Source organism: Aphanothece sacrum FPU1 (genome assembly GCF_003864295.1).
GTDB lineage: Bacteria > Cyanobacteriota > Cyanobacteriia > Cyanobacteriales > Microcystaceae > Aphanothece_B > Aphanothece_B sacrum.
In genome coordinates, this window is the sequence record NZ_BDQK01000017.1 from 273357 (window position 1) to 286246 (window position 12890).

At 34.7% G+C, this 12890-nt stretch carries 16 protein-coding genes and 1 pseudogene; 9 read left to right on the plus strand and 8 right to left on the minus strand.

Going from position 1 to position 12890, the window contains the following annotated elements; all coding sequences use genetic code 11:
- Nucleotides 1-48: 48 nt before the first annotated feature.
- From AsFPU1_RS21285 to AsFPU1_RS21325, 9 genes and pseudogenes are all read left to right on the plus strand, one after another.
- A complete protein-coding gene (locus tag AsFPU1_RS21285; protein ID WP_125061182.1) occupies nucleotides 49-285 on the plus strand; it encodes a hypothetical protein in 237 nt (78 codons plus the stop codon).
- A 1-nt stretch (nucleotide 286) separates the two neighbouring features.
- On the plus strand, nucleotides 287-676 hold the full coding sequence (locus AsFPU1_RS21290; RefSeq protein ID WP_125061183.1) for a type II toxin-antitoxin system VapC family toxin: 390 nt from the start codon (nucleotides 287-289) through the stop codon (nucleotides 674-676).
- Between the two features lie 152 nt (nucleotides 677-828).
- Nucleotides 829-2013: a DNA polymerase III subunit beta gene (gene dnaN, locus AsFPU1_RS21295; RefSeq protein WP_124975755.1), complete on the plus strand. Its 1185-nt coding sequence runs from the start codon at nucleotides 829-831 to the stop codon at nucleotides 2011-2013.
- A gap of 249 nt (nucleotides 2014-2262) precedes the next feature.
- The gene (locus tag AsFPU1_RS21300) at nucleotides 2263-3951 is read left to right on the plus strand and encodes an AIPR family protein (RefSeq protein ID WP_124975753.1); all 1689 of its coding nucleotides are present in this window, start codon (nucleotides 2263-2265) and stop codon (nucleotides 3949-3951) included.
- Between the two features lie 82 nt (nucleotides 3952-4033).
- Nucleotides 4034-4168 (plus strand): annotated as a pseudogene (locus tag AsFPU1_RS23235) (oxidoreductase); the annotation flags it as partial.
- A 101-nt stretch (nucleotides 4169-4269) separates the two neighbouring features.
- The gene (locus AsFPU1_RS21310) at nucleotides 4270-4881 is read left to right on the plus strand and encodes a hypothetical protein (protein ID WP_124975751.1); all 612 of its coding nucleotides are present in this window, start codon (nucleotides 4270-4272) and stop codon (nucleotides 4879-4881) included.
- A gap of 20 nt (nucleotides 4882-4901) precedes the next feature.
- Entirely contained in the window at nucleotides 4902-5273 is a 372-nt protein-coding gene (locus AsFPU1_RS21315) for a hypothetical protein (protein ID WP_124975749.1), read from the plus strand.
- A gap of 340 nt (nucleotides 5274-5613) precedes the next feature.
- Nucleotides 5614-6342, plus strand: a complete 729-nt coding sequence (locus AsFPU1_RS21320; protein ID WP_124975747.1) for a hypothetical protein — start codon at nucleotides 5614-5616, stop codon at nucleotides 6340-6342.
- A gap of 56 nt (nucleotides 6343-6398) precedes the next feature.
- Nucleotides 6399-6962 (plus strand): TIGR04376 family protein, encoded by a 564-nt coding sequence (locus tag AsFPU1_RS21325; RefSeq protein WP_124975745.1) that lies wholly within the window; start codon nucleotides 6399-6401, stop codon nucleotides 6960-6962.
- Between the two features lie 197 nt (nucleotides 6963-7159).
- Here the strand turns inward: AsFPU1_RS21325 and AsFPU1_RS21330 are convergent, their stop codons facing one another.
- The 8 genes from AsFPU1_RS21330 to AsFPU1_RS21365 all read right to left on the minus strand — a co-directional run bounded on the left by AsFPU1_RS21330 (nucleotide 7160) and on the right by AsFPU1_RS21365 (nucleotide 12816).
- Nucleotides 7160-7855, minus strand: a complete 696-nt coding sequence (locus AsFPU1_RS21330) for a response regulator transcription factor (RefSeq protein WP_124975743.1) — start codon at nucleotides 7853-7855, stop codon at nucleotides 7160-7162.
- Nucleotides 7856-7905: 50 nt separating this feature from the next.
- Complete coding sequence (locus AsFPU1_RS21335) at nucleotides 7906-8202, minus strand: YkvA family protein (RefSeq protein ID WP_124975741.1); 297 nt, start codon at nucleotides 8200-8202, stop codon at nucleotides 7906-7908.
- 292 nt (nucleotides 8203-8494) lie between these two features.
- On the minus strand, nucleotides 8495-9055 hold the full coding sequence (locus tag AsFPU1_RS21340) for a Uma2 family endonuclease (protein ID WP_124975739.1): 561 nt from the start codon (nucleotides 9053-9055) through the stop codon (nucleotides 8495-8497).
- A 131-nt stretch (nucleotides 9056-9186) separates the two neighbouring features.
- The gene (locus AsFPU1_RS21345) at nucleotides 9187-9729 is read right to left on the minus strand and encodes a TerD family protein (protein ID WP_124975737.1); all 543 of its coding nucleotides are present in this window, start codon (nucleotides 9727-9729) and stop codon (nucleotides 9187-9189) included.
- Between the two features lie 10 nt (nucleotides 9730-9739).
- Complete coding sequence (locus AsFPU1_RS21350) at nucleotides 9740-10318, minus strand: TerD family protein (protein WP_124975735.1); 579 nt, start codon at nucleotides 10316-10318, stop codon at nucleotides 9740-9742.
- Nucleotides 10319-10371: 53 nt separating this feature from the next.
- A complete protein-coding gene (locus AsFPU1_RS21355; protein ID WP_124975733.1) occupies nucleotides 10372-10890 on the minus strand; it encodes a salt stress protein, Slr1339 family in 519 nt (172 codons plus the stop codon).
- Nucleotides 10891-11263: 373 nt separating this feature from the next.
- Nucleotides 11264-11863 carry a hormogonium polysaccharide biosynthesis acetyltransferase HpsU gene (gene hpsU, locus AsFPU1_RS21360; protein WP_124975731.1) on the minus strand — a complete coding sequence of 200 codons (600 nt, stop codon included), beginning with the start codon at nucleotides 11861-11863 and terminating at the stop codon, nucleotides 11264-11266.
- Entirely contained in the window at nucleotides 11863-12816 is a 954-nt protein-coding gene (locus AsFPU1_RS21365; RefSeq protein ID WP_172957522.1) for a glycosyltransferase family 2 protein, read from the minus strand. The genes hpsU and AsFPU1_RS21365 overlap by 1 nt, the downstream gene beginning before the upstream one ends.
- Between the last annotated feature and the right edge of the window lie 74 nt (nucleotides 12817-12890).

A 12890-nucleotide genomic window follows, 5' to 3' on the forward strand; every position in this document is an offset into this window, starting at 1 on the left:
GTTATTGGGCATTCAATTTTTATATTATTATCAAATAGGGGAGTTAAAATGAATACAAAATTGTTAGATTCTTTAGTTCAAATCATTCATTCTTTAAGTCAAGAAGAACAAAAGATTCTGCAACAAAAATTACTCATAAATTCTTCAGAAGTTGAAGAAATTAACTTAGAAAAATTAACAGCTTTAGAAAATGATCCCTTTGTGGGAATGTGGCAAGAACGAGAAGATTTAGAAGATAGTTCCCAATGGGTTCGGCATCTGAGAAAACAGGAATGGATAAACTAAAATGACAGATACAATTCTCATCGATACTGATATATTAATTGATGTTAGCCGAAACATTACTACGGCAGTTAATCGGATTAAGGAGGAAGATAATAAGGCAAAGTCTTCAATTAGTGTCATTACAAATATGGAGTTAATTGTCGGTTGTCGTAACAAAAATGAGTTATCTAAATTGAATAATTTTCTTTCTCATTTCTACTTAATTGATCTGGATCAATCTATATCTAAAAAAGCTTTAGAACTTCTGACTCAGTATCGATTGAGTCATGGATTATTAATTCCTGATGCTTTAATTGCAGCTTCAGCAATCACTTTTAATATTCCTTTACTAACTAAAAATCAAAGTGATTACCGATTTATAACGGAATTAAATTTGTTATCTTACCCCTAAAATGAGTAAAATGCCATCATCCCATCATCCCATCATCCCTCCAGGGTTTTTCCATAAGGACAGAAAAAGACAAAGAAAAGTTTAATTGATAAAAAAACCGTTTCCAGTAATAATATAGTTCCCCTAGCGTGATTAACGGACGCCAAGCAACCATGAAATTTATTTGTAGTCAAAGTGATCTCAATAGTAATCTTTCTCTTGTTAGTCGTGCGGTTCCCTCTCGTCCCACTCATCCAGTATTAGCGAATGTTTTAGTAATAGCTGATGCGGCAAAAGGACGAGTTAGTTTAACAGCATTCGATCTCAGTTTAGGGATTGAAACTAGCTTTAGTGCGGATGTCACCGAAGGAGGTAAAATTACGTTACCCTCAAAATTACTCAATGAAATTGTTTCGAGACTTCTAGAAGGAGAAATTACCCTAGAGGTTGAGGAAGCAGAAGAAGGAGAAGAAAGCCAAAAAGTTAGTTTAATATCTGCATCGGGAAAGTTTCAATTTCGGGGTTTGAGTGCAGATGAATTTCCCACATTACCCACCGTAGAAGAAGGGGAAGCCCTACAGTTACCAATTAGTATGTTAACCGAAGGACTCAAAGGAGCTTTATTCGCGGCTAGTACAGATGAAGCTAAACAAGTTTTGACAGGAGTACATTTAACTGGAACTCAAGATAGTTTAGAATTTGCCGCCACTGATGGCCACCGTTTAGCCGTCGTAGAAACCACTTTACAACCCCAAACTGATGAAGAAGGAAAACCCGTAGAATCGGCTAATTTAGAAGGTTTAGAAGGGTTTCAAGCCACTATTCCGGCCCGGGCTTTACGGGAGGTAGAACGGATGTTAGCTAATCGTTCAGGTAGTGATACTATTGCCCTGTATGTAGATGAAGCGCAAGTGGTGTTTGAATTGGGGGAACAACGGTTAACCGTTCGTAAGCTAGATGGGGCTTATCCGGCTTATCAACAGCTAATTCCTCGTCAATTTAGTCGTAGTATTAGTTTAGAGAGAAAACGCTTTTTAAGCAGTTTAGAACGGGTATCTGTTTTAGCCGATCAAAAAAATAACTTAGTTAAATGTACTTTTGATGGAGAAGAAGAACAAGTTTCTTTATCTGTGGAGGCACAAGATTTAGGGAGTGCTAAAGAGTCTATGCCGGCCGAAATTACGGGAGAAAGTGGTGAAATTGCTTTTAATGTTAAGTATTTAATGGATGGGTTAAAAGCTTTACCCGCTAAAGAAATTAAAATACAGTTAAATCAAGGAAATCAACCCGTTATTTTTACCCCATTAGGAGGCTTAAAAATGACCTATTTAGTGATGCCTGTACAAATTGTTCGCTAATAACTTGTAGGGTGGGCAATGCCCACCTTACCTTTTTTGTTCTACTGAACTTGCCACGTAAAATTAATCAATTAATATAGGCTAAAGCCTAATTCTATAAGAACAAAGGCTGTCTACACAGCCTAATTCTAATCCTGGGTCGTCGGCTTAGTTTTTATAGTTTAACTCTGAGGGAGTTTAAGCCTATAAGTTTTAATCATTTTACATTCTAAGTTCGGTAGAGCTATCTTTTTGAACTAACTTAATAAAATGAATATCAATGCTTCTATAATTGATCAACGTCTCAATGCGCTTCAGGAGAATCTTCGACAAAAAGCAACAGATCTTCTTAACATTAAAGATGATAATAAGCTCAAATCTCTGGCTTTTGTCTATCTTTGTATCAAAACAGTTCTTGATCTCGAAGATGATGAAGTATTTGATTGTTTGACAGAAGGAGGTGGAGATTTTGGCGTAGATGGGATTCATATTTCTGATGAATATGATGGTGAATTTACTATTAGTTTATTTCAAGCAAAATATAAACAGAATTTAAACGGTGATGCTAACTTTCCTGAATCTGGTTTAACGGCTTTAGTTAACGCTATTCGTTACTTATTTGATCCCAATACTGAAATTCAAGCAATTAATGAACGTTTAACGATAAAAGTAGAAGCAGCACGCAGTCTTATTCGAGATGGTTATATTCCTCAAGTAAGGGTTTTAGCTTGTAACAATGGTTTATCTTGGAATCAAGCTGGTCAAGATATTATTAATAGAGAAAGCTTGGGAGATCAAGTAACATGGGAACATATTAATCATAACTATCTTATTACTCTTTTACAATCTACAAAATCGGTTAATGACACCCTACAACTTTCGGGTAAAGCAGTTATTGAAGATATGGATTTCAGTCGTGTTTTAATTGGTCGTATCTCAGTTCAAGAAATCGCAAAATTGATTGAAAGACATGGAGAAAGACTATTAGAACGTAATATCAGACGCTATCTTGGTTTACAAGGAAATCGAGTTAATGAGGCTATCCGTGATACCTTACAAAATCAAGACTGTACTAGCTTTTATTTCTATAACAATGGGATTACTTTAACTTGTGATAAATTTGCTTATAATGCGTTGCAAAGTGGTGATTATCAGGTAAAAATTGATAACTTACAAATTATTAATGGTGGTCAAACTTGTATGACAATTTATAAGACATTACAAGAACCTAACTTATTTGATAAGGTATCACAAGCCTATGTTTTAGTGAGACTTTATCAATTACCAAGCGATAATGATGATATTGTTCGTAATATAACCTTTGCCACTAATAGTCAAAATCCGGTTGATCTTCGTGATTTAAAAGCAAATGATCAACTACAACAACGTCTAGAAATGGACATTAAATCTTTGGGTTATACTTATCGACGTAAACGTACAGATCAAGGCAATAAAAATGATATTACTTCTGGTTCAGCCGCCGAAGCAATTTTATCGGTTTGGCGTTCTTCTCCTCATCAGGCTAAGTTTTTCTCCCGTGAACACTTTGGCAAATTATATGATAAAATTTTTTCAAATGATCTAAATGGAGCGCAAGTAATTTCGGCTGTTTTTCTCTATCGTATTGCAGAAAATCGTCGTCGTCGTCCTCACGAAAATGATCCTGTTTTCGTGCGTTATGCTTCATGTTTTATTGCCATGCAAATGGGTAAGCTTTTGTTGAAAGATTTAGGTATTCAGACACTCCCTAATCTTAATCATACTAATTTTTCTCAGGCAATTAAATTAATTGAACAGAAAGGCAATACAATTTACTTTGACCAAGCCTGTGAAGATATAGAAAAAGCTCTGAAAAATTTGTACAGTGATGATCATAAAAACATTTCTTTACAACAACTTTCAGCTACTTTCCGTCGTGGTGATTTGATTGAAAAACTTGAACATTTAGCTAGAATTTAGTTCTGTTAGTGTAAGGATTTAACAATTTTAAACTCCAACGGAACTATGGACAAAAAATCCTATTTTAAGCTATAATTAAGGAATTGAAAAAAGACAATCTTTAGTACCTTCTTTATATGAAGGAGTTTATTCTCAGTTATTAATGGATTTAACCCATCAATCAAGTGCTAATCAATCTTGGGTAGATGTGCCTAATTTAGATCAGTTTTTGGCTTAAAATTTATGGTACAATGATCATATTGATCTAGTGATTAAGATCACAGTAAATACAGTTAATAACTTATTATAATTAGCTTAATAAAACAATAAAACAAAATTATGGCTAAAGATGAGATTGATAAAAAAGTAAATAACTTGTATCAATTGGCTAAAAAACTTCCTGATGATACTAATTTACAAGAATCTATTGCTGTTATTAAGACATTAAGGCTTTCTCAAGGTCAATATAAAAGATGGAACAATGAATATAGAATTGATAATACAGAATTAAAGGAAGAAATTGAGCAACTGGAGGAAAATAATCAAGGGTTACAGGGACAAATAATTCAGATTTCTAATGACAATAATAAGTTAAAAATAGAAATTGTCAAACTCTCTCAAGATAATGATTCACTTAAATCAGAATTAGCAACTATTAATCAAGAAATGGTTCAATTAACTCAGGAAAAACAAAATATTTTAGCAGAAAAATCTAAAGTTATTGCTGAGCTTAAAAACATTGAAACTGAAATAGAATTAGCTGTTATGAAAGTTAAAGAAACTAAATCTTTATTTGGCAAATTTTCTATTTTATGGACAGTCATTTCCGGTATATTTCAAGATAATATAGGAGACTATGGCAAAATTGATAATGCTTTACCTACTTATGCTGATAAACCTCAAATGAATATTGATCCAGCCGCAATTGGTAAAGATTTACTTAATAGATAAACAGGAGAAAGTTTAAATCCATGTCAAGATTTAGTCAATTAATTCAAAATCTAGAAAATTTAGAAGAACAAGATATCAAAAACTCAGCCAAGGTTTTTGGAATAACTGCCACCTTATCCACTCGTTTAGCAGATATTTTGCAGGAGTTAGAATCGCCGACAAAACAACTATCTGCAACCAAGATTACTAAACAAGAATTACTCAAAAAGTACGGTAATTATGATAAAGCTTATACTGCTTATCAAGAATCTTATGGGATTAAATCTAAACGTGGATGGCCATATTTTTTAAAAGCAATAGAAGGATTGTCACCCCCTATTTCTTTAGAAGAACGGGTAGAAAAACTTGAAGAAACAGTCAAAATATTAGTACAAATCTTGATTATGCCCTAACGCACCAATATCTAGAAAGTTAGGTGCGTTATGCACTCAGAACCCAAAACAACGATTTTACGTCATTGCGACCGGTAGGGAAGCAATCTCAAACCCTGATTATTCCGTTGCAGTGCTTAACTTTTAGAAATTTAGGTGCGTTACGCTACGCTAACACACCCTACAATTGTCTTAATATTTATTTGATAAAGATGTCCCCTGTTATTAAGAAATTTGATTGGAAAAAACACAATTTATAAAGGTGTTGCCTAAGTCTGATTAGTGCTATAGTTGTTCCGTCTGAGTTATTTACTTAGAATTTAAGAATAATTAAATTTGGACAAAGTGTGAGGAAACTTTCGTGACTTCGAGCAAAAGCCATCGCTTTCCCATCAGACATCTCGATAAAATTCTCTTTGGTGCCGCTTGTGCCTATCTTATCGTAATTTTAGGTTGGCTATCTAATCAGCATCAGGTAAAGTCAAACTCAGAAATTTCGGAAAATTCACCCCCATCCCCATCTGACGCTCAATTTATTGCCTATCTTCAACAATCTTTAAACATTTTAGACCGCAAGTCTAATAATAATATCCCAGTACCTCCGACTAATACTACTACATCAATAGTACCAATTTCCCCAGCAGCACCCGTCCCGGAAAAGGTCATTGAGCGCATTTATATTCCCATGTATCCCCCTAACCAGACCTCTGTATCCCCTGTAACTCCCGTAACTCCTCCCCCCAAACCATCCCCTATTAATCGTATTCCTCCTCCACCTCCTTTACCCTCTACAGTGTCTATTCCTGCAAAGGTTCCAGTTTTGACCCCTGGACAAATTGTTTTGCCTATTCCCCCTCAAACTGCCGCTAACAGCTTACCAACAGCCAATCCTAGTCATACCTTAGTGGGTTTATTAGAGTCGGGGTCACAATCAACGGCCTTATTTACTTTTAATGGTATGACGCGACGTTTTGCCGTAGGAGAATCTATTGGGGGTACTGGTTGGGTATTGATGGCAGTACAAAATCAGACAGTGGTTATTTCTAATAATGGCAAGACAAGGTATCTTGAAGTAGGGCAGGGTTTTTAACAGTTAACAGTTATTAGTTATCAGTAAAGAATGATGTATTTATCTTTAATAAAAATATGAGCGTATTTGATGATATAAGTCGGTTTTTAGAAACCAGATTAGAAGAATTTCTGCGTAGTAATCCTCATTTAGAGTTACAAGCACTGTTAGAGCAACTGCGAGAACAAGAACAAGAGACGTTAAAGTTAGTTAAAGAGTTAGAAATCCAAGAAAAACGCTTAGAAAAGGAGATTTTAGCCTTAGCGGAAGACATTAAACTTTGGCATTTGAGAATTGCTAAAGCTCAAGCTGCGGGACGGTTAGATTTAGCACAAGCGGCCCAAGAGCGAGAAGCGGCGTTATTGCGTCAAGGAAATCAGCTTTGGGGACAAATGCAGGGAGCTAAACAGCAAATTGTTCAATCTCAGGGGTTATTGCGTCAAATTCAACAACGGAAACAAGAAGTACAAACCAAAGCTAGAGAAGCTCAAGCGGCCCAAACATCATCTAATTGGGATACGACAGGATGGAATAAAGGCATGAATTATAATACTTATAGTAAAGCAACAGACCCCTTAGAAGTTGAGTTTCAGCGTTGGGAATTAGATGATGAATTAGAAAGCTTAAAACGGGGTAATTAAGTAGGTTGGGGAGCCACTCCGGTCTTGGGGTTTCCCCAAGTAGAGGAAGTGGCGTTTGAGGTACGAAACCCAACAAAACCGAATTCTAATAAACCAAAACCGTAACGCATTTAAACCGTTAATGTTGGTGTGTTACGCTACGCTAACAGACCCTACAGTAGAGAAAGTATTATGATTGGTTTCCTATTGATAACAATTTATTGAGTTAGTCCATGTTTTAGAGCAAATCTCACTAATTCTGTGCGACTATTTGTTGCCGTTTTACTAAATAAACGACTGACATATTTTTCCACGTTTCTGACACTGGTATTTAAACGAGAGGCAATTTCTTTATTCATTAATCCCTCGGCCACTAAATCAAGAACACTTTGCTCTCTGGGGGTTAATTCAATTTTAATTGGTGAGGGAGTAGTGACGAAAATAGGTTGTTGACCTAACTGTTTTTTTAGTTCCCGAATTTCTTGAGCAATTTCTTCTAATTTTGCGCTTTCACTATTAGCTTGAACACTAATTTTACGACGTTCTAGTAAATTTTTAACCATTGCTTCTAATTCTTCGGGATCAAAAGGTTTGGATAAATAAGCATCACAACCTGCATGATAACCTTGAATACGATCAGAAGTCATCCCTCTAGCAGTTAAAAAAACCACCGGAAGCGACTGAAAACGGGTATCTTCTCGCAGTTTTCCTAAGAATTCATAGCCATCAACTTGAGGCATCATAACATCAGAAATGACTAAATCAGGGGTTTCTTGTTCGAGTATTTCCCAAGCTTGAGCAACATTACCTGCGACTTTAACGTTAAAGTCTCCACTATATTCTAAATAAGCTTGTACGGACTCCCGCACTCCGGGTTCATCATCCACCAGTAAAATATTAGCTGGATTTGTCATTGTTTTACCGTATTTTTTTACCTATTATAAATATTAGCATCTTAAATCAATTATTCATCTACAGATATGGCCTCTACTTCAATAGTTTTTTGTCCATTAGGGTCTTCTTCTACGGTAACAGAAGGATTATTTTGAAAGCGTTCCATTGTCATTTGAATTACTTCTGTCATCAACAGGGTGACAAGCACAAAATCATCTATTTGTCCCGCAATAGGAAAGATATCAGGGGAAATATCTAAGGGACTGATAAAATAAATGAGGGTTCCTAAAATAATCCACCAGCGAAGTTGGGGATGGCGAATAGCACTGCGATACCAGTCATAAACGATTTGTAAGGGAAATTTCATTGATAATTTTTTGGGTGATGACTTAAGGACTATCTATATATTATCTCAAAAAAATTTTTAGTTGATTAGGTGCGGATAACCGTTCGATAATGAACAATTAAAAATGAAGGTTCTACCGAACAAGTTATGCTTTATTCTCACAAATAATAGACTTCAAAGAGTAGGGTTTAACGGCCGTTGACCCCTACAAAACAGGCAAGATGCGGCGTTCCACACCTATAATGAGCGTCCACGAAGGTGGACTTTGTTTCTATAGTATAAGGCTTTAGCCTTTTATTAATTATTAGTTTAGCTAGATTAATCCTGCTTTTTGAAATATTTGTTGAGGAGTTAAAATTAAATTTGGCAATAAATCATCCCTTAAACTATCATCACTTTGTTTAGTTTGTGAGGTAGCATGTGGATAAAAAATAGTGATTTTTTTGATTTGAGTATCAATTATCCAAACTCGATCAACTCCTGCTTTTAAATAAGCTTCTGCTTTTTCAGTAAGATCATTAAATGCTTGATCTGGTGAGATAATTTCTATGACTAATTCAGGAGGAATAGGACAAGCATCATCTTCTAACACAATATCCCCTAATTTCTCAAAAGACACATATAATAAATCAGGAATTGGACACCAATCTTTGCCATTCCTTTTTAAACGAATTGCCCATTCTATGCCTATTTCTCCTTTGTTTTGATTCCAATCTTCAAGGAGCATAAATAAGTGACCAGTAACACGAGAATGAGAGCGTTTAGGTGACATTTTTGGAAATAATTCTCCATCCAAATATTCGTAGTTTTCGTTAGATAGGGGAGATGAAAGAAATTCATCTAAGGTTAGTAAGATTTTTTTTTGTGTTTTCATAAAGTATTTATTCCTATTATTTAATATGAATTATTGATTACCCTAAATCTCCATTAAAAAGGGGGACTTCAAATTGGATATGTAGCCAATATTTTAAATAAGAGATTGAACTAAAATTCGCATTAAAATATCTAAATCATCAGGAACTCTTCATCATTGTGACGATAAACTTCTGCTAAAATCATAGCAGTTTTTCCTTCATATCCATTACCTGATAAACTATAACGAGCAATTTCTTTATTATTTCTAGAGTCCACTAACCGCACAAAAGCATTCTTAACTTGTGAAAAGTCTTGATTACGGTTAACACAGTCGTAAATGGTAACAACAAAAACCAGTTTAGTAATGTTGTTAGGAATATTAGTTAATTCCACTAAAACTTGTTCATCGTCTCCTTCTCCTGCACCTGTTAAATTATCCCCTAAATGAGTAATTGCTCCTGATTTATGACGCAAATTACCAAAGTAAACAACATCAGAATTACTGTTTAATTTTCCTTCTTGATTAAGACATAAAACAGAGGCATCTAAGTCAAATTCATGGGGTTTTAATAATCCCAATAAACCCCCTAATCCTTCTGCGACATCCCAACCTAAACCCCCCATCAAATTGGTTAAATTAGGTGCTTCTTTTTTTAAAGAAATTCGTTGTCCTTTTTGCAGATTAATGGCCATTTCTTTTCCCTTATTTATAGTAACGATTAAGAATCGCTTGTAATCCCCCTTGATAACCTGAACCTACTGCACTCATGCGCCATTCTCCATCTTTTCGATAAATCTCTGTGACAATTAATGCAGTTTCAATTGAATAATCTTCCATTAAATCGTAGCGTAATACTTCTTGTTTTGTTTTTACATCTACTAATCTAACAAAAGAATTTTCAATTTGACCAAAGCTTTGTCCTCTTTGATCCGCATCATGAATTGTAACGACAAATACGAGTTTTTTAACATCCGCAGGAACTTTGGTAAAATTGACTAAAATAACTTCGTCGTCTCCTTCTCCTGCTCCTGTTAAATTATCTCCCATGTGTTCAACACAATGAGCCGGATCGGGACTCTTTAAGTTATTATAGAAGATCATGTGACTATCAGAAATTAGTTTCTCATTTTCTCCTAACATAAAGACAGAAACATCTAGGTCATAATCTTTGCCAGTGTCTACTTTTTTCACATCCCATCCTAACCCAACAAATGCAGCTTCTAGTCCAGGATAAACTTTATCTAGTGAAATTCTTTGTCCTTTAGTTAATGAAATTGCCATTAAAATTTTACCTCCATTGTTTGTTTCGTTTGTTGAGAAAATATTTAATTTAATTATCCCGTATTTTCAACTATTGCTAAATAGTCTAAGGCAGCTTCTAGTTTAGAGGGATAAGTTCGAGCAAATTCTTCAAACCATAGTCCTTCTTCTGAATAAATATCAAGATCAGCTAACCATTGTTGTGCTTTGCGAGTTAGTAATTTTTTTTGTTGCTGTCTCCTTTGTTCCGCATAACGGATTTCTTCCTGATTATGTTGTTTTAATTGTTGATCTTCTGTTTCTTTCTGAATTTGACGATTTTTCTTGATATTTTCTAAGATTTTTTCACTATCGGCAAAAATATTCTGATTTCTGTTTTTTTGTTTATTGATCTCAAAATCAACCGTAACAGAATCTTTTTTTTGTTTAAATTCAGACTTGATACTTTCCAATAGATCATTACTAGAATTATGGGATAATTCTCTATGAGATTTTAAGGTTTGTTTGCCTTTCTCATGTTGACTTTGATAATTAGATTTTACTTGACTTAGTAAACTATCTAAGTTCAATTTATCGCCTGATGAATTTGCCATTGTTAAAAAAGTTAAATTGACAAATATAGGAGTAATAAGACCCCAATAAATTGGGAGCAAAGTAAGATTGCCTTCTTGTTATTATTATGACAGATTCATGGGTCTTTTGTCACCTAACGGTAAGTAACGTTTTGTTTACTATTAGGAAATAGGGAATAGGCAATAGGTAATTTAGGCAATAGTAATTCATAATTTATAATTTATAATTCATAAAGGTGGACTTCGTTTTTATAGGATAAGGCTTTAGCCTTTTATTAATTGTTAGTTTAGCATAGTAAGTCCGGTAGAACCATAATTCATAATTCATAATTCATAATTCATAATTCATAATTCATAATTCATAATTCATAATTCATAATTCATAATTCATAATTCATAATTCATAATTCATAATTCTTTGATGATGGGGACGACAGGGAGTCCCCCAAGCAACTTGTGCGTGAGGAATATTACTAAAGACACTACTACGGGCCCCAATGACCGTATTTGCTCCAATTTGTACCCCAGGAGCAATAAAACAGTCTGCGGCTATCCAAACCCCATTACCAATAATAATTGGTTTGACGATTAAACCAAAGGCTTGATCTTGATTATTATGACTTCCTGTACACAGATAGGATTTTTGGGAAATGACAGATTGAGTGCCAATTTTTATGGTATCTAAACTATAGAAAATCACATCATCTCCAATCCAAGTATAATCACCAATTTCTACTTTCCAGGGATAGGTAAAACGAGCGGTGGGACGAATAGTTACTTTGTTGCCAATTTTACCCCCAAAACAACGCAATAACCAACAACGAAACCTATGAGCATTATGTAAACTTAAGGGAAAGGCGATAGATTGAACTAACCACCAAAAAAGAATATACCATCCAGGACGACCTCGATCAAACCAAGACTGATCATATTGTCTTAAATCAATCCAAGGAGGGGCATCTAGTATGGGTGTAGACGGGGGTAATGGTTCCATTATTTACTAGCGTTAACTGGTTCAGGAATGGGAGTTACAGGAGGGATTTCAGACAGATGAGTGGGAACGTTTAATTGTCCACCAAATTTTCGTAATTCATAAAGTTTTACCCCTATTTGATATTCATATTGACTCAATAAACGTCCGTAAATATAACCAGCTTGTCCGTCTAAAAAGCCTAAGCGAATGATATAAAATATGATAAATCGTAATAAAGGTTTTAAAGGTAATTTGACCCAAATTTTCTTCAGAAATCGTTTTCTTTGTACCGCATTACCAAATAAATTAGAGCCAATAGTTCCGCTTTCATCATCTCCAGCAAGGATATTATAATAAACTCTGGCTTCCCAATTAGAATAACGATTATGTCGTTCCAACCAATGATAAATATCTCGAAAATCGATGTGTAGCATATCATTTTTAAGATAGCCTACATTACCTTCTAAAATAACGTGTTCATGAACTTCATTATCTCCTGTGTTAGGTATATCTTCAGTATGAAGATTTTCGTAACGTCCTAATTCATGGCGAAATAAACGTAAATTCCAGTCAGGATATTTTCCCCCATAACGAATCCATTTACCCAGGAAAAATACCTTACGATTGAGATAATAACCGTTGTAATCTTGATTCTCGATAGCGATCGCAATTTCGTCCCATAGTTCAGTAGTAATGCGTTCATCACAGTCTACAATTAAGACCCAATCATTACGAAATGGTAGATTATCTAAAGACCAATTTTTTTTCTTAGGCCAGCGTCCATTAAACTGAAATTGAAGCACTTTGGCCCCATATTGTTCACAAATTTCAATTGAACGATCGCTACTTTGAGAATCTACCACAAAAACTTCATCAGCCCTAGCGACACTTTCCAAACAAGCAGGTAAGTTAAGTTCTTCATTTTTGGCAGGAATGAGAACTGAGACGGGGATTTTAGCTGTCATTTTCGACATTATTATTATTAGGGATTCGGTGGTTAAACTTGAATTAGAGTCTTAAGAGGGACAATTTAGGACATTGTTACCCA